General features: G+C 53.2%; 13 protein-coding genes. 2 read left to right on the top strand and 11 right to left on the bottom strand.

Annotated features, from left to right (window positions below; all coding sequences use genetic code 11):
• Window positions 1–373: 373 nt before the first annotated feature.
• Together OH144_RS11195 and OH144_RS11190 are read right to left on the bottom strand one after the other, a co-directional pair.
• Window positions 374–1,426 (bottom strand): acyloxyacyl hydrolase, encoded by a 1,053-nt coding sequence (locus OH144_RS11195; protein ID WP_266202326.1) that lies wholly within the window; start codon window positions 1,424–1,426, stop codon window positions 374–376.
• 158 nt (window positions 1,427–1,584) lie between these two features.
• Window positions 1,585–2,526, bottom strand: a complete 942-nt coding sequence (locus OH144_RS11190) for a DUF5996 family protein (protein ID WP_266202325.1) — start codon at window positions 2,524–2,526, stop codon at window positions 1,585–1,587.
• A gap of 182 nt (window positions 2,527–2,708) precedes the next feature.
• Here OH144_RS11190 and ppk1 point away from each other — a divergent pair, with 182 nt between their 5' ends.
• Window positions 2,709–4,808: a polyphosphate kinase 1 gene (gene ppk1, locus OH144_RS11185; RefSeq protein ID WP_266202324.1), complete on the top strand. Its 2,100-nt coding sequence runs from the start codon at window positions 2,709–2,711 to the stop codon at window positions 4,806–4,808.
• A gap of 143 nt (window positions 4,809–4,951) precedes the next feature.
• Here the strand turns inward: ppk1 and OH144_RS11180 are convergent, their stop codons facing one another.
• The 3 genes from OH144_RS11180 to OH144_RS11170 form a co-directional block, all read right to left on the bottom strand.
• Window positions 4,952–5,851 (bottom strand): Ppx/GppA phosphatase family protein, encoded by a 900-nt coding sequence (locus tag OH144_RS11180; protein WP_266202323.1) that lies wholly within the window; start codon window positions 5,849–5,851, stop codon window positions 4,952–4,954.
• 110 nt (window positions 5,852–5,961) lie between these two features.
• Window positions 5,962–6,165, bottom strand: a complete 204-nt coding sequence (locus tag OH144_RS11175) for a hypothetical protein (RefSeq protein ID WP_266202322.1) — start codon at window positions 6,163–6,165, stop codon at window positions 5,962–5,964.
• A 558-nt stretch (window positions 6,166–6,723) separates the two neighbouring features.
• Entirely contained in the window at window positions 6,724–8,082 is a 1,359-nt protein-coding gene (locus tag OH144_RS11170; protein WP_266202321.1) for a M23 family metallopeptidase, read from the bottom strand.
• A gap of 179 nt (window positions 8,083–8,261) precedes the next feature.
• Between OH144_RS11170 and OH144_RS11165 the strand changes: the two genes are divergently transcribed.
• Entirely contained in the window at window positions 8,262–9,095 is an 834-nt protein-coding gene (locus tag OH144_RS11165) for a murein L,D-transpeptidase catalytic domain family protein (RefSeq protein WP_266202320.1), read from the top strand.
• On the opposite strand, the gene OH144_RS11160 is transcribed toward OH144_RS11165, so the two are convergent.
• The 6 genes from OH144_RS11160 to treY form a co-directional block, all read right to left on the bottom strand.
• Complete coding sequence (locus tag OH144_RS11160) at window positions 9,082–9,648, bottom strand: thioredoxin family protein (RefSeq protein ID WP_266202318.1); 567 nt, start codon at window positions 9,646–9,648, stop codon at window positions 9,082–9,084. The genes OH144_RS11165 and OH144_RS11160 overlap by 14 nt on opposite strands.
• Before the next feature lie 255 nt (window positions 9,649–9,903).
• Window positions 9,904–10,791 carry a dienelactone hydrolase family protein gene (locus OH144_RS11155; protein WP_266202317.1) on the bottom strand — a complete coding sequence of 296 codons (888 nt, stop codon included), beginning with the start codon at window positions 10,789–10,791 and terminating at the stop codon, window positions 9,904–9,906.
• A gap of 153 nt (window positions 10,792–10,944) precedes the next feature.
• The gene (locus OH144_RS11150; protein ID WP_266202316.1) at window positions 10,945–11,445 is read right to left on the bottom strand and encodes a hypothetical protein; all 501 of its coding nucleotides are present in this window, start codon (window positions 11,443–11,445) and stop codon (window positions 10,945–10,947) included.
• A 96-nt stretch (window positions 11,446–11,541) separates the two neighbouring features.
• Window positions 11,542–12,264, bottom strand: coding sequence for a hypothetical protein (locus tag OH144_RS11145; protein ID WP_266202315.1), 723 nt, complete (start codon window positions 12,262–12,264; stop codon window positions 11,542–11,544).
• 191 nt (window positions 12,265–12,455) lie between these two features.
• The gene (gene malQ, locus OH144_RS11140; protein ID WP_266202314.1) at window positions 12,456–13,988 is read right to left on the bottom strand and encodes a 4-alpha-glucanotransferase; all 1,533 of its coding nucleotides are present in this window, start codon (window positions 13,986–13,988) and stop codon (window positions 12,456–12,458) included.
• 95 nt (window positions 13,989–14,083) lie between these two features.
• Window positions 14,084–16,789 carry a malto-oligosyltrehalose synthase gene (gene treY, locus OH144_RS11135; protein WP_266202313.1) on the bottom strand — a complete coding sequence of 902 codons (2,706 nt, stop codon included), beginning with the start codon at window positions 16,787–16,789 and terminating at the stop codon, window positions 14,084–14,086.
• Window position 16,790 lies beyond the last annotated feature (1 nt).

Here is a 16,790-nt window from a genome sequence, read left to right as displayed (position 1 = left end):
TGTCAGCAGACGGTTACATCCTCCTACCCTCTTCAAAGGGGGACTTGGCTGAGGCTTCGTCAGCAGCGGCTATCGAACGATTCCCAGTCCTTGGGTTGAGCGCCTTCTATTGATGCGGTGCTGAGCTTGCTCAGCAGCCCGGAGCGAAGCGAGGAGCAGCTTCAATAGACAGCGCGATGCCCGAGGACGAGGCCTCCCGGCCATGAGGGAGCCAAAGTAGGAGATGAAACGAGCAGGTTGTAAAGCCGTGGATGAACGGTGGCTAATAAGGATAGCTTGTGTCCAGTTGCAGAAAGCAGCGGCTAAGTGAAGGCACAAGCGGACGTTGGCGCCAGAGAAGTATAAAGTATGGCCGAAGCAAGTATAACAGTAATTACGTTCCAAGGCGCCACCCCACCCGTACATCCATAAAATCCGCCACATGCCGGTGTGCTTTCAGGTTGATACCGACATACAGGCCGTCGGCAGTATGGTACTCCAGCCCCCAGCGCTGGTACACCGGGTCGCGCGCTTTGTGCGGAGCGTAAATGTAGATACCGAGCATCTGGTTAAACCGGAACCTGCCTATGTACAGTTCGTGACCGGCCAGCATGGCGCCCCGCTGGAAGTCTGTATCATCCTTTTTCTGCTCCAACTCCCTCTTAATAGAGTAATCTGCCACCCACTCGGCCCCGGCTGCCAAGGCGCTAAGCCTGCCGATACGCTGGCTGGCGTACGTTGTGAGGCCCCAGAGCGGCTGCTTGTCCTCAGGGTCTGCCCGTTCGTCTTTTAGGGTGCCCAGCAGCGCCAGCAGGTAATACCGCTCCTGCCTCAGCGGGCCATGCTTTTGCAGGTGCCGTTCGGGAAACGCAGCAGTGCGTAGGGCGTAGTCCACCCCGAGGGTAGCCATGGGGTAGTTTATACCTTTGTTGGGTTGCCGGATGCCGCCGTTGGAGATGTGGCTGTAGGTGGCACCAGCCCGGAGTAGCCAGGTGTCGCTGAGGCGGTAGTTGCTCATCAGGTTCACCGTTAGCGGAAAAGCTATCTTGGTGCTGTAAAACTGGTTTTGCGGATTGCTGATGGAGTCGTACACGTTATCCTGGTGTGAAATCCCCCCACCCAAACGGAACGAAAGGCTGAACCGCTTATGCGCCGACAGAAATGGCTCCACGTATAGCAGGAGCACATAGGCATTGCCCAGCACCTCCGGGTTGTCGAAGCTGGTATAGGCCAAAGAGACGCCCAACCGCGGGTAGCCCTGGATGTACTGCCAGGCCTGCTCGCTGGTAAAGTGCAGGCTCAGGTCCAGCTCCAAGGCCCTGGGGTGGGAAAAGGACACCTCGCGTATGGCCGCCGAATGCGGTATGATGAAGCCGTAATGCGTGCGCAGTCCAATGTGGAGGGCAGGCGCTGAGGCATCGGTTTGTGCAAGGGCAGGTGCAGCCATACCAGGCAGAAACAAGAGCGACACTAACCATCCTAAAAAGCAAACGCTACTCCGGCCTTTGTGCATAGTTAATCGGGTTTGTACTGCTTTACGGCAACTCAGGATAAAATAAGGCGCTAGGGCAGCGCTGGCTATATTTTTATACTTTATCAGTGGACCTACAGCTCACTCAGCGGCTTTACCACCAGTTCCTCGACAGGCCACTTTGCCAGCTTTGCCCCTGCCTGGTAAGCGCTTTCCAGAAAGTGGAGCAGCGCCTGGCGCGGGTTGTCCAGCTGGCGCAGCTCCTCATAGTTAAGGATGGCCATGGGGCTCCCGTTGGTATCTACCCAACTAGCTTGCTCGGGTTGCAGCGGTTCTTTATCCAGACCTTCTGGGGAGAGATATGTATAGGAGTAAAAGGCCGGAAAGCGCACGTCGTTGTCGCCGGGCCAGAAGCCAAAACTGATGATCTCATGGGTGTAGGCGTCTTTCTCCACGATGCTGGCCTCAGGCTTAACCGGGATTTTCTTACCTGAAAAGCGTGTCACCGTCAGGTCGAGGTGGTGCCAGTATAGCTGTACGGGGCAGGTTTTGCCGTAAAAGCGGCCGCTAAACTCCTGTAGCACCTGGTCTACCGTTACCAGCACGCGCCAGTACCGGTGCACCTGCTCGGGGTTATAGGTGGCGTGGGTGTGGTCCTGGGCAAAGGGGATGGCACTCTTGTTATCGTAGGGCTTGCCCAGGATCTCTACCTGCACGCCTAGTACCTCCAGCGCCTTCATCACCTGGGTATAGAACTCGGCCACGCTCAGGCCATCCTGCAAGGCTATACTTTCGGAGGCGCCGGTGCTGGTGTGCAGGTGCAACTGGTGGTCAATAAAATCGAACTCGCAGGTAAGGGTATAAAACGTATACGGCATCGGGCCCGTGCCCAAGCCACGGCTGGTAACGTGCAGCGTCACGTTCCACCAGTGGTTACGCCGGGGCATCAGCTTTAGCCTTATCTTTCCGATTACCTGCAGGTATAAGTGCAGCGTATCTTTGGTGTTTTCCCATTCTTCGAGCGGAAGAGGCGGAAACTCGTCTAGAAGGGGCGGGGTTGCGGTTAGAGAGTTCATGGCAGGATGTGTTGTTTTCCACTGTTGTACGCAGCATTTTTAGCAGCGATACAGCCGGAAACCCGGTGCCAGACAATTTTTAGCTTGTATATGAAGGATAACCTATACTTTATCCTTATATTTTGGAGTTATGATTACCAGGGGCAACTGCCACGGCAGAGAGCCCAAAAAAGATAGAAAGTATGCTTATCAGTAAGGTTTCTGACCAGATAAAGAAAAGTAAATACATTAGCCGCGACCTGAGCTGGTTGCGGTTCAACTACCGTGTGCTGGACCAGGCGCGCGACGCCAGCGAGAGCCTCTTCGACAGGCTCAAGTTTATGGCCATCACCTCGTCTAACCTGGATGAGTTCTTCATGATCCGGGTGGGCAGCTTGTACAATTACCTCGACTACGGCAAGGAGCGCCTTGACTATTCCGGGCTGCGCGAACTGCCGTTCCGCAAGAAGCTGCTCGACTACGCCCACCGTTTCGTCAACGACCAGTACCTCACCTTTAACAACGAGCTCAAGCCCCTGTTCCATAAAAGCGGTTTTGACATCCTGAAGGTGAGCGAGCTGACGGAGATAGAGCAGAAAAAGGCCGACTCCTACTTTAAGAACACGATCTACCCGCTGCTCACGCCCATGGTGTTCGATAATTACCATGGTTTTCCGCTGCTGATGAACCAGCTGCTGACCTTTGGCGTGGTTACCCGCACCACCGACGAGGGCAAGCCGCAGGACCGCGTTACGTTTGTGCAGATTCCGCAGAACCTGGCGCGTTTTTACGAGATCAACCGCAAGGACAGGATCGTATTCGTGCCGATCGAGGAGATCATTCGCTGGAAGATCAAGAAGCTGTTCCGCAACGTGGATATCGTATCCGTAAACCTGTTCCGCATCACGCGCAACGGCGATTTTACCCTGGAGGAGTCGGATGACCTGGAGGCGGACTTTGTGCAGGAGATCAAATCCAAGCTGAAGACCCGTAAGAAGGGACGCGTGGTGAGGCTGGAAATAGAGCGTAACCCTTCGGCCTTTATGATGAAGATCCTGAAGGAGCGCTGGACCATAGACAATGCAAACGTATTCACCATCAACAGCCTACTTGACCTGCGCGCGCTGTGGCAGGTGATAAACCACCGCCAGTTCAGGGACAAGGGCTTTAAGCAGCCTGCTTCTGTGCAGCCGCTAAGCCTGCCAAGCGATGGGGTGGATATGTTTGAATACCTCAAGGAGCACGATGTGCTGCTGCACCACCCCTACAACAGCATGGAGCCGGTGGTGAACCTGCTGGAGCGCGCCGCCGAAGACCCTTCGGTGCTGGGTATAAAGCAGACCATTTACCGTTTGGCCGACCAGAGCCGGGTAACGGCTGCGCTGCTGAAGGCGGCCGAGAACGGCAAGCACGTATCGGTGTTGTTCGAGGTGAAGGCCCGTTTCGATGAGGAGCGAAACCTGCGCGAGGGCGAGCGCCTGGAGAAAGCCGGCTGCTTCGTGATCTACGGCATCAGCAAGTATAAAACGCACACCAAAATGATGATGATCATCCGAAAGGAAGGGGAGAAGGTGACGCGTTACGTACACATTGGCAGCGGCAACTATAACGAGCAAACAGCCCGCCTCTACACCGATATCAGCCTGCTGACGACCAACGAGATTTACGCCCACGACGTGTCGGAGTTTTTTAATGTAATTACCGGCCACTCGCGCCCTAATGAGTATAAGTACCTGATGACCTCACCGAAAGGCATGCGCACGCAGCTGATGGAGTTGATCCGACATGAGGCCCGCAACGCCAAAAAGGGGCTGAAGAGCGGCATCGTGGTCAAGATTAACTCTCTGGAGGATAAGGAAATCATAGACGAGCTGTACAAAGCCTCGAAAGCCGGTGTGCCGATAAAGCTGATCGTGCGCGGTATCTGTTGTTTGCGCCCCGGCCGCCAGGACCTGAGCGAGAACATCACCGTGAAAAGTATAGTAGGCGAGTACCTGGAGCACTCGCGCCTCTACTATTTCCACAACAACGGCGACTCTAAGGTATACAGCGGCAGCGCCGACATGATGGTGCGTAGTTTCGATCGCCGCATCGAGGCGCTCTTCCTGATCACCAACGCGGAGCTGAAGCGGGAGGTCATCAACATCCTGTACTATAACTTGCAGGACAACCAGAACTCCTACATCATGCGCGAGGACGGCACCTACGTGAAACGCCGCGCCGGTGCCAACGAGGAGGTGGTGGACATACATAAGCTCTTCTTCAACAAAACCTATGCGTCTGATGAGGTAGAGCTGGTTTGATTCATTTAGCAGTGATCATTTAACATTTATCAGTAAGAGTTATACTTTGATGAAAATGTAAAACCGGCTGCAGTATACTTCATCAGAAGTGCCTGCAGCCGGTTTTTGTATTGATGACTGTTAATTGATAACTGATAAATGGACTAGCTGATGCTGGTAATAACAAACCGCTCCGGGTGGTAGCGTTCGTAGAGGGAGTGCAGCATACCGTCTTTCAGGCCCACGGCCGGCACAATCATACTTTCCAGCTTGGCCCACTTCATGGCAGAGAGGTAAATTTCGGCAGCTGGCACAATCACGTCGGCGCGGTCGGGGTTCAGGAGCAGGTCGGTCACGCGCTGCTCCATAGTCAGGCTGGCTACGTAAGAGGCTACTTCCTCCATCTGCTTCCGGAAAATGGGCTTACCCGGCGCTTTACCGGCTATCTCGAATAGCTTGTTGATGTTACCCCCCGTACCTATGGCCCGCGACAGGTGATACTTTTTGGCGTTTAGCTCTATCCACAGCCGCATGTTGCCCCAGAGCTCTTCGGAGTCGCGGCCCTGCATGTGCCGGATGGAGCCCTGCTCAAACGATTGGGAGGCCACTTTTTCACGGTTCACGTAAATGTTGAACTCCGTGCTGCCGCCGCCCACGTCGATGTGCAGGTAATTGCGCTCATCCAGGAAATTATAGATGACTTTGTTGATGAGTTCGGCCTCTGCTTCGCCGTCTATGACCTGTATCTCCAGGCCAACTTCCTCGCGCACCCGCGCAATAATCTCAGGGGCGTTATAGGCGTTGCGCATGGCAGAGGTGGCGCAAATCATATGGTGATTTACGTCGTGCACATCCAGCAGCAGCTCGAAAGCCTTCAGTAGCTTCACAAACTTCTCGATTTTCAGGTCGCTGATGTAGCCGGAGCTGAACACATCCTCGCCGAAGCGGATGGGGTAGCGCACATACTCCACTTTTTTAAAGAACACTCTCCCGTTCTGGTTCAGGACACTGGAGATCTGGCATCTCGCCGCATTCGACCCGATATCTATGGCTGCTAACTTCAAAGGCAAAAGGTTTAGATTCTGACTTGATTGTAAATATAAGAATTATCGGGTATTGTGAGGGGGTGGGAGGGGGAGAAACAGTTTCTTAATCGCAGCTATACCTTTATACTTTAGCTGGAGGTCTTCCGGATATCCGTGTCTGGAACCTGAAAGAGGGCTCCTACCCCCATCTGCTGCTGTTCTCCGGATACGCAACAGGTCGTTCTTTTATACTTCGGCCATACTTTTATACTTCCTTGGCGCAAGCGTCCGCTTGTGCCTTTCATACTTTGCTCAGACTTCAGCCATACTTTCATAGCCGCTGCTTTCTGCATCTTGAGCTAAGCTACCCTTACTAGCCACCGTTCATCCACAGTCTTACATGCCTATCGTTTCACCTCATACTTTGGTGCTCTCCAGCCCGGGAGGGCTCGTCCTCGGGCATCGCGCGGTGTACATTTCCTTTGCTTGACCTGCGGTCTCCGCAATTTCGCTGAAGCGAAACCGTAAATCTACAAGGCGCTCCACCCAAGGACTGGGATCAGATTCGATAGCCGCTGCCATTGCTATGGAACAAGTATAAGTCCCCCTTGGAAGGGGGCAGGGGGATGATAATCAACTGCGGAGAATTCCCCTCTCGGGAGGGGCTAGGGGTGGGTTTACACGTGTAGGGACAGGTCGCGACCTGTCCACGCAACGGTAGCAACTATGAGACTCATACTTCAGCAGTAGCAGTTACAGGCTCCCCTCCTTAGACTACCGAGAAAGAGAGGTCGAAGGTTGCGAGCGTAACTCTGAGGGGCAGGGGTGTTTGACCCGTTCCCGCGAAAGCGAGTCATTGCAGGTACGGAAGAGCATATAAAATCATCTCTACCCTCATCTTCTTACTAACCCTACCGCGCACTCACGGTCAGTTGTGGGTTAACCCAGCCAAGTTCTCCGGATTCGTTCCGCACAAAATCGAAGCCCTGGTAGCTGCCAAGTATGGCGATGCTTGTGCCGGCGGGGAGACTGTCTTTGGTGGCGGCAAGGGGGTGTGCCTGGTCCAGCAGGTTGGTGTCGGAGGCAAGCTTTTCATACTTTACAGGTTTGGTGGCGGACTCTACCACGCTGCTGGCAATATACGCCTCTTTGCCATCGGGCAGCGCGATGCGGTACCAACCGGAGGTGCCGCCGGTAACCTGCAGCGGCGTGTGCTGCGGCAGCGAGCGGTACACGCCTGAATTCATACTTGGCTGCAAGCGCACGTTGGCGTTTCGGCTTGCTACGCGCACCCAGTTTCCTAGCAGCTCCCCTTTAATCTTAACGGCAGGTATCGGAGCGGCAGACTGGTGCACGTACGGGTAAGGATTGGTGGCACCACGGCCATAACGGTAAATGCCAAAATGCAGGTGCGGCCCTGTGGTGCGCGCGTTTCCGGTGTTCCCGATCAGCCCCAGCGTATCACCGGCCTGTACCTGCTGCCCTACCTGCACCAACTGGCTGTCGAGGTGGGCATAGTATAAACTTTGCCTGCGGTTAAGGTCGGTGAACCAGACTACCTTACCTCCGCGCGGCGTGGTGGCCACCTGCCGCACAATACCGTCAGCGGCGGCAAGGGCCGGCGTGCCGCGTTTGGCAAAAACATCGATCCCTTCATGGCTGCGGGCACCGGCATCGCGCGGGTCGCCCCAGATGCTGGCAATGTGGCGGCTTGTTTTGCCTGCTACCGGAAAAGCAAGTATGGGCTCGGCCTGAATGGTAACCGTGTACTGCCCGCTGCGCAACAGCTCCGGCTGCACCCGCAGGATATGTGGCTGGTCCTCGTCCACCTCATAAGCCAGTGTGGAGGCGGCAGTGTCGGCGGAGGCTACATGTTTTGGCTTGCCGCCCTCCGTCTCAAACAGATCCATGAATACCTGTAGCTGCTCACGTGACTGCACCTCCAGGCTCACGACCAGGCGCTGTCCTCGCTGGGCAGGTATGCGGTAACCAAGTGCGCGCGGCTTATCGGCGGCAAAGTAGCCGGTTTCCTGAAAAGGCAGGGTAATGGTGATAGAGTCTTGCAAGGCCTGCTCGCCAGCCTGTAGCCAGGCATGGCCCAAAGCCGTTTCATGCAGGTTGGCGTCCTTTAGTTTGGCTGCGTACTTCTCGTGCGGCGTCTGGTTTTTGAACACGCCGCGCAGGGTATGCTGCTGGCTGCAGCTGGCCGTCAGAAGTATAAGGAAAGTATAAAACAGGAAGCTTGTATACCTGGTTCGATGTAAGGTCATATAGGAAGTGTTTCTCAGCGTATGTCTAACACGAAACAAGGCAGGAATGGTGCCTTTATAAGTATAAATTGTTGATGTTTAGGTTGTTGATGATGATGAAGACGCAGCAGGAAGAATACAGGATGCTAAACCGTGCACGCCTCTTGCCGTAAAATCAAGAAGTACAAAATTATGGAGAGATGAGAAAACCGAGATGGAGATACTTACGCCGTAAGCTAAGCCGCAAGCTGCTGCCGCTTTTTGCGCCGCTTGTACTTACCCCCATGGCCACGCCCGCAAACCCGGGTACCGCCATGCCAAACCCCGATGCTGCTACGCTGAAGCGCAAAATGACAAATATCAAGCTGATGCGCTTTAACCAGGTGGCGTATAACCTGTACAGCAACATGGGGCTGCAAGAAACAGGGCTCAGATTCGAGGTGTTTAATAAGGCCCTTACCGGCTTTTACAATATGCGGCATAACAACGAGGTATCGGGCAAGCCCTATATCACCATTGTGGACTTCACCAAGTCATCGAACGAGAAGCGCCTGTGGGTGGTGGATGTGGAGAAGAAAGAGCTGCTGTTTAACACCTATGTATCGCATGGGCGTAACTCCGGCGATGAGTTTGCCACAGAGTTCTCGAACGAAAACAAGTCGTTTATGAGCAGCATCGGCTTTTACGTAACGGAGGGCACCTATACGGGGAAGCACGGCCTCTCGCTAAAGCTGAACGGGCTGGATGACGGCTTTAACACCAACGCCAAGGAGCGCTACATCGTGATGCACGGTGCCGAGTACGCCACTGAGGCATTTATAGAGCAGGCGGGCCGTTTGGGCCGCAGCCTGGGTTGCCCGGCCATACCGCTGGGAGAGCACGAGGAGATCATTGATACCGTGAAAGGCGGCACCGCCATGTACATACATGCCGCCAATGACCAGTACACATCACATTACCTCGACCACGTAAAAGCGATGACCGAGCTGGTAAGCGAGAGCAAACCAGATGCGCCGGTGCCTACGCAGGGCTAAGCGCGCGCCACTTTATACCGCATCCAATACCAGGCTGCTGCTCCTCAGGCACGGGCTGCCCCGCCAATAGCGCGTCCAGCGCCTGGCTCAAGTCTTGCCCGGTAACCGGCGTGTCGTTCTTTGGCCGCGCCCCGTCGAACTGGCCGTGGTAGGCCAGGCGCATGCTGCCGTTGTATACAAAAAACTCCGGCGTGCACTCAGCGTGGTAGTTGCGCGCTATCTGCTGGGTTTGGTCGTAGAGGTAGGGGAATGGGAACTGCAGTTGCTTGGCCAGCTCTTTCATTTGCTGCGGCCCGTCCTGTGGATTCCTGGCAGCATCGTTGGCGTTGATGGCGACAAAACTTACGCCCAGGCTTTTATACTTGCCGGCTAGCCGCACCAGCTCCGGCAGGATGTGCTGCACGTAAGGGCAGTGGTTGCAGATAAACATGATAACCGTGGCTTTGGTCGAGGCCACATCCTGCAGCGTCACGATCTGATCGGAAACTGTATCGAGGAGGGCAAAGTTGGGAGCCCGTGTGCCAAGGGCAATCTGATAGCTTTGCTGTGCCATAGTATTTATGCATTAGAGGATGGACTGTGGAGCCTTCTGCTACCGTGCTATGGTACTAATATAAGCTTTTGCCCAAAGATAACCAACAGAAGTTAAGTAGATTAGATATTGGCAAAGTATAGCTAAACATCAACGTATAGGAAATGCAAAGGCGTGGCCGGAAACCCTGAGGTGTTACTAGCCACGCCTTTGCATTTGAGTAAAGTATAAAATCTAATCCTGAAAGGCTGTCAGTCTGAGGTCAGTAAGCTGAACCTACTTCAGCTTCTCCTTAAAGAAATCAATGGTGCGCTTCCAGGCCAGTTCAGCTGCTTCTTTGTCGTAGCGCGGGGTGGTGTCGTTGTGGAAACCGTGGTTGGTGTTGGGATAGATGTAGGCTGTGTACTCCTTGCCATTTTCTTTCAGCGCCTCCTCATAGGCTGGCCAGCCCTCATTTACGCGCTCATCGTGCTCGGCGTAGTGCAGGAGCAGGGGAGCCTCAATCTTTGGAACATCCCCGGCGGGGGCCTGTCCTCCGTAAAAGGGAACGGCTGCTGCCAAACCGGGAACACGCACGGCCATCATGTTTGCAATCCACCCGCCAAAGCAGAAGCCCACCACGCCCACCTTGCCATTACAGTTTTTGGCGTCTTTCAGGTAATCATAGGCAGCTATAAAATCCTCCAGCATCTCGTTGCGGTCGCGCTTGCTCTGCAGTTCACGGCCCTCATCGTCGTTGCCGGGGTAGCCGCCAAGCGGAGTCAGCGCATCCGGAGCAATAGAAATAAAGCCGGCCAGGGCAGCTCTTCTGGCTACGTCCTCGATGTGCGGGTTCAGGCCACGGTTCTCATGCACCACCACAATACCTCCCAGTTTCTTCTTGCCACTTGCCGGCATCGTCAGCAGCGCCTTTATTTTGCCGCCACCCTTCGGCGACTGGTAATAGATATACTCTGACTTGATGCGGGGATTACCAGCCTCCACCTGAATCGCTCCCTGGTAATCGGGCATCAGAAAGCTCATGAGCGAGCCAACTGTTAGCCCACCCACGGCATAAACAGAAAGATTCTGCACGAAGTCGCGCCGATTGATGCGGCTGTGCGCGTAGTCATCATAAAGATCAAACACTTCCTGCTTGATGTCTTCTTTTTTGATTTCGTCCATGGTGGTTGTGTTAGGAGGTTATGGTAATGGGGTGTTTAAGTGGTTGGTATAGCTGTGGGCGTAGGTTTGTTGGGTTATAGTTGTTTTGTGGATTTGGTTAACGTGCTGGGCTTTGCGGTGGCACAGCTACCGTAAAGGTATTGTTAGCCTACGTTATTTTTTACTTAGCATCCGCTTCAAATCCTCAAAGCTTTTCCAATTTTTAGAAGGATAATCTCTAATCAAAAGAGTTGAGTCGCTTAATACTGCAAAATTGAGAATTCCCGAATGTCCTACAACAGGATAGTTTCCACTCACTAAAGTCATTTTCATTTCTCTGAGTTCTTCAATGCACTGGTGGACTAGCTCTTGTTCTTCTGTCGAAAGAACTACTTCAACTCCTACAATCTTTTTTGGCGTATTCTTCATTCCATAGGGATCTGAGCAATCTTTGATTGTCCTCTCTAATTTCGCAACGAAAGGCCCTTCTAAATCTCTCCTATATATTGTTATCTTCTCCACATCTCCACCCCATTCACCACATCTATCATCCTCATGTTGAAGAACTAATTCTTCACCATACCCTATCCACCTCAAAGTTTGACAGTTACCTTCATGAATCAGAATGATTGATAATAACAAAAGAATTAGTGCCGAGAATAAAGCTTTGTGCATATTAATGACTTTTTATGAAGGCTAACGGATTGGTGTATACAGCGTGCAAGGCCGTCGGCTGGCATGATGTATACACTTGGTTAGGGGAAATTCTTTTTATATCCAAGTCATGCTACCATCATTCCTTTTGATGTCTGTAACAATAGTTGTAATATAATTTAGAAGAGAAATCGCTTTATAGCTATTCTTTTCATTTGCATACTCCAAATCTCTTCCATGCAGAATTTTGTTCCGGTTTAATGCATGTGGATACTCTCTGCTTTCATCAAAATTAGCTGCTAAATACTTGTTGTTTCTCAACGGCTCTAAAAAGGATATCCGAAAATTATCTATCTGCAACTCTTCAACCCAATGTTGAGGTATATTACTTGGAATAGACTCATTTTTCTTTCGTCTTCCTTTACTAAAAAGGTCTTTTTCAATTAAGTCATAGCAAATACCATCAATCTGACCTAACATTATTGGTATAGATAATTCATAAATCTTATTACTGTGAGCCTTGAATGCAGCCTCTAGAATATTTTTCCTTGTGGGATAACTAGACACTATATTTTTAGATAAACCCTTTATTTTAGTTTTGTAATACTTCGTTAAGTAGCTATCTAGATATGTCTTATTATGATAATCTAATAGAAGAAGTTCAGCCAGAGTCGGTAAAGCTAATCCGTAATCAATATACCATCCAGCTAATGCAAGTTCATCAAGTAAGACTTTATATTGGTTAGGCAAGTCTTTTTCAAAAAGCTGCTTTAAAGATTGCATTGATTCTAAAATCATTACTGATTCTTCATAACTAATATTTTTATCTTCAATAGACATAAAATATTATTTTCTCTTAATTAAGAATTGCCCCTAACTACTGGATATGCGTAAACATACGCTTATCTGCACTATGTGTGGAGTTGACCTGCTTTAAATTTCTCCATTAACACAGCCTCCTAAGCAAGATACCATAATTCCAACAGACATAAAAAAAGTATAGCCAACCCCTCAGCTATACTTTTACCTTCTTATTCCTCTTCTTCCGGCTCCTGCCACCGACCATACCTAATAGCCATATCTTTCAACTCTTGTATATGGGCTTGGTTGAACTGTTGGGGTTGCAAGCGCCACTCCCAGTTGCCGTTGCCAGTGGAGGGTTTGTTCATGATATGTTCGTGTCCCAGGCCCAGCACATCCTGCATGGGCAGCACGGCCAGCTGCGATACTGAACTGTAGGCCAGCCAGTTCATAATGCTGTGCACGTTGCCCTGATTGATGCGGTGGGTGCTGTAGGTGCGCAGGCGGCGTTTATCATCCCTGGAGGCATCCTTGTCGTACCAGCCGCGCACGGTGTTGTTGTCGTGGGTGCCGGTATACACAATGCTATTTTGAGTGTGATTGTGCGGGGCGTAGAGGCTTTGCGGCAGGTCCTCGCCGAAGGCAAACAACAGCACGCGCATGCCCGGCAGCTTGAATTTCTCCATCAGGTCGCGCACGGGCTGGTCTATTTCGCCCAGGTCCTCGGCCACGATGGGTAACTCCTTGAACTGTTGCTGTACCAGTTTCAGAAGGGGAGCGCCGGGGCTTTTTACCCATTTACCGTTGATGGCGGTTTCCTCGCCGGCAGGTACCTCCCAGTAAGCCGAGAAGGCGCGGAAATGGTCGAGGCGCAGCAGGCCAAAGAGTTGCAGGTTGTGCTCAATGCGGTGCAGCCACCAATCGAAGTTCTGCTCCTTCAGCGCTTGCCAATCGAACACCGGCGTACCCCAGAGCTGGCCTGTTTCGCTAAAATAGTCCGGCGGAACGCCCGATACGGCCGTGGGCAAACCGTCGCGATCCAGTTTAAAGATACTAGGGTGGCTCCACACGTCGGCGCTGTCGTGGCTCACATAGAAAGGCATATCCCCGAAGAAAAGTATGTCTTTGCTGCTACAGTAGTCCTTTAGCTTTTGCCACTGGCGGTAAAACAGAAACTGCAGGAACATCTCGTACTCCACCTGCTCGCTCAGCTTTTCGGCCAGCTGCTCTACGGCCTGCTTGTCGCGCCACTTGATCTCCTCAGGCCATTTGGTCCAGTTTTTATTTTTGAAATGCTGCCGGAAGGCTACAAACTGTGCGTAATCCTGCAGCCATAGCTTATGCTCTTTCTGAAAGTTAGTAAACTCCTTCCAGAACACATCGGGCAGTTCCTCACTGAAGTTCTCGTAAGCCTTGCGCAGCAGTTTCATTTTATACTTCGTCACTTGCTCGAAATCCACGCGGGCATCGTCGAACTTCTCCTTGTGCTGCAGGTCATTGCTGCGCAGCAGTCCATCGCGCACCAACTCCTCGGGGCTGATGAGCAGCGGGTTCCCGGCAAAGGCAGAGTGGCTGCTGTAGGGTGAGTTACCCGAATTTATTTCGGTGGGGTTGAGCGGCAAAATCTGCCAATACCGCTGCCCTGCCTGCTGCAGTTGGTCGGCAAACGTATAGGCCTCCGGCCCCAGGTCGCCGATGCCGAAGCGGGAGGGAAGTGAGGTAATGTGGAGCAGAATGCCTGCACTACGCTTTGGTACAATCATGGGAGAGTTAGAGAGTTTAGGAGTTAGAAAGTCAGGGAGCTCGCAACTAATAACCAGCCCCTAACAACTAATAACTAACAACGATTAACGAATAACTAAGAACCGGCGGTTAAGAAAGCTACCGGGAATGATTTAAAGACCTCTGCGACAGGCAGGGAAGAGGCTGCTTGCAGCGTGCCTTTGCCCAGCACCTGCTGCCAAGCCTGCGGTGCATTGTCCGGCAGCTTTATACTTGTGTCCTGCCATACTTCCGGGCCCTGCGGCTGTTCGTGGCTATCTACCAGGCTTACCAGCAGTAGCGGCACAGCCACTAGGGCCCACTGCCCCTGATAATGGCGGGCAAAAGCCAGCACATGCTCCTGCTTCGGTCCCTGTACCTGCAGCGGTATATATTCGCCTTTGTCGAATAGCGCCTGCATGTCGCGGCGGGTGGTGAGGGCTTTATGTAGCAGGTAGAGCTTTGCCTTGGCGTTCCCAGGATGATGCAACAGTTCCTCATGCAGCTTTTCTATACTTTGTCCTTCGGCCTGCTGCAGCTCCTGCAGGTAGCGGCGGCGCTGTTCGTAATCCACGGGGCGGCGGTTGTCGGGGTCCACCAGGCTCAGGTCCCATAGCTCGGTGCCCTGGTACACATCCGGCACGCCGGGACAAGTGATTTTGAGCAGCGTCTGGCCGAGCGAGTACAGCCAGCCATAGTGCGCCACTTTCAGGAAGAAGGGTTGGAAGGAGTGCATAAAGTCCTCGTCCTGCACCAGCAGCTGGTGCACCAGGTCCTTCATGGCCTGCTCATACTTTTCGTTCGGTGCCGACCAGTCGGTTTTGTTCTTGGCCTCGCGCAGGGCCTTTTCCAGGTACTCCTGCACCCGCTTCACCAGCGTTTCGTCTACTTCTCCGTTCAGCGGCATCACACCCACCAGGGTCTGCAGAAGGAAGTATAAATCGTTCTCCACCGGCTCGGAAGTATACTTTCTGCTGATCTCCATCCACTGCCGGGCTTTCTGCTCCCACTCCTCAGCCAGCTCAGTAAGCACGCTGAGGCGCAGGCGGGCATCCTCGCCGCGCTTGGTATCGTGGGTGGCGGTGGCGTTGATAGAGTGCGGGTACGTGCGTTGGCGGTACTGCATGCGCTCATGGAAATCCTGCGGACTCAGGTGAAAGATAGCAGGGCTGTTGCCCACCTCGTTGAGCGAGATGAGGCGGTTGTAGTTGTAGAAGGTGGTATCCTCCACGCCCTTGGCCGCCAACGGACCCGTAAACTGCTGGCTGCGCATGACAAAGTATAACTTGTGGTGTTTTCGCCTTTCGGTATCGTCCGGGGCAAGTATAAAAAGTGAGTGCAGGTGCTGCAGCTGTTCTGCCAGCTCGGGTGCCTGTTTGCTCGCTTCCGCAAAGGCTTCATCTACCACCTGCATTTCCTCCTTCGGGATAGGTAAATCGTTGCTGTAGATGCGGTACACCGGCCAGGCGGCCAGCATCACGGCCAGTGCCCTGCGCCACTGTTCCTCCGGCTCCAGCGGCACGAGTTGGCGCTCCTGCAACAGGCGCAGCAGGTTTTCCAACTCCCCCTGCATATAGGTGGTCAGGATAAACATTTTCTTGTCGAACACCAACTGCCCGTAATCGGTGGCGGCATCAGAAACGAGGCGGCTGTATACCTGCGTAAGCTGCTCGCGGGCCTTGCCGGAAGTATAGAGGTTGCTCACCCAGGCCAGGAAATCGTAGCCGCTGTTGCCCTGTATCGGCCAGTGCTCGGGCAGGTTTTCCTCGCCTTCCAGGATCTTTTCCACCACCACGTACTGCTCCGGGCCGGCCAGCTGGCGCAGGCGCTTCAGGTAAGTGGTAGGGTCAAACAGGCCGTCTACGTGGTCCACGCGCAGGCCCTGCACCAGTTCCTGGTCGCATAGCATTTTAATGAACTGGTGGTACTGCTCGAACACCTCCGGGCTCTCCATGCGCAGGCAGATCAGGTCGTTGACGGTGAAGAAGCGACGGTAGTTTATCTGTTTTTCCGTTTCCTGCCAGTGGCAAAGTATAAAGTGTTGCTTCTGCAGCAGCTTCCGTAGCTTTTTATCCTTGCTGTTTATACTTTGCAGCACCTGTTCCAGCGCCTGCCGCAGGGCCCCGTTTTTGTAGAGCCTCCGCTTAAAATTGCCCCAGGCGGCCGGGTTTATACTTTCCTCGGCCTCGTGCAGGGCCAGTTCCTTCAGGCTTTGCGCGGCCTGCGGCGTCACCTCCGGGTTGCCCGATACTTGCAGCGCCTCCTCCAGCAACGTACGGTAGCTCGAAACACTGACCGGGTATACATTATCAAAATAATGCAGGGCGATGCCTTTTTCGGTCAGCTTCAGCTCCAGTTGCCCCTGTTCCAGTACCTGCTCCAGCGGCTCCCCCAGAAACGGCACCATCACCTGCCCGCTAAAGTCGGGGTGGTGAAAGTGGATGTCGAAGAACGTATAAAAGTGTGACTGCGGTCCCTTCTCCAGCGCATCCATCAGCCACACATTGTCGGGGTGGAAGGCCATGTGGTTGGGCACGATGTCCTGCACCCAGCCCATGTTCCGGCGTTTCAGCTCGAGCGCTATCTCCTGCAATTCCTTCTGCGTGCCGATCTCCGGGCTGATGTCGTAGGGGGCGGTCACGTCGTAGCCGTGCTCGCTGCCGGGGCGCGCGCAGAAAAACGGAGCCGAGTAGATGGTGCTGATGCCCAGTTCGTGCAGGTAGGGGATCAGCCGTTTGATATCGCTGAGCCGGAACTTTGGCGATGTCTGCACCCGGTAGGTGGCCGATGGAATATAGGTCATG

The organism is Pontibacter kalidii, assembly GCF_026278245.1.
Lineage (GTDB): Bacteria > Bacteroidota > Bacteroidia > Cytophagales > Hymenobacteraceae > Pontibacter > Pontibacter kalidii.
Note: the sequence above shows the minus strand (reverse complement) of the source record. Positions and strands in the feature narration are given on the sequence as shown.

Excerpts from the sequence above, each read along its gene's own strand:
- OH144_RS11190 (WP_266202325.1), bottom strand. The coding sequence starts at position 2,526 with ATGAACTCTCTAACCGCAACCCCGCCCCTTCTAGACGAGTTTCCGCCT.
- ppk1 (WP_266202324.1), top strand. The coding sequence starts at position 2,709 with ATGCTTATCAGTAAGGTTTCTGACCAGATAAAGAAAAGTAAATACATT.
- OH144_RS11175 (WP_266202322.1), bottom strand. The coding sequence starts at position 6,165 with ATGCAGAAAGCAGCGGCTATGAAAGTATGGCTGAAGTCTGAGCAAAGT.
- OH144_RS11195 (WP_266202326.1), bottom strand. The coding sequence starts at position 1,426 with ATGGCTGCACCTGCCCTTGCACAAACCGATGCCTCAGCGCCTGCCCTC.
- treY (WP_266202313.1), bottom strand. The coding sequence starts at position 16,789 with ATGACCTATATTCCATCGGCCACCTACCGGGTGCAGACATCGCCAAAG.
- OH144_RS11170 (WP_266202321.1), bottom strand. The coding sequence starts at position 8,082 with ATGACCTTACATCGAACCAGGTATACAAGCTTCCTGTTTTATACTTTC.
- OH144_RS11165 (WP_266202320.1), top strand. The coding sequence starts at position 8,262 with ATGAGAAAACCGAGATGGAGATACTTACGCCGTAAGCTAAGCCGCAAG.
- OH144_RS11155 (WP_266202317.1), bottom strand. The coding sequence starts at position 10,791 with ATGGACGAAATCAAAAAAGAAGACATCAAGCAGGAAGTGTTTGATCTT.
- OH144_RS11145 (WP_266202315.1), bottom strand. The coding sequence starts at position 12,264 with ATGTCTATTGAAGATAAAAATATTAGTTATGAAGAATCAGTAATGATT.
- OH144_RS11150 (WP_266202316.1), bottom strand. The coding sequence starts at position 11,445 with ATGCACAAAGCTTTATTCTCGGCACTAATTCTTTTGTTATTATCAATC.
- OH144_RS11160 (WP_266202318.1), bottom strand. The coding sequence starts at position 9,648 with ATGGCACAGCAAAGCTATCAGATTGCCCTTGGCACACGGGCTCCCAAC.
- malQ (WP_266202314.1), bottom strand. The coding sequence starts at position 13,988 with ATGATTGTACCAAAGCGTAGTGCAGGCATTCTGCTCCACATTACCTCA.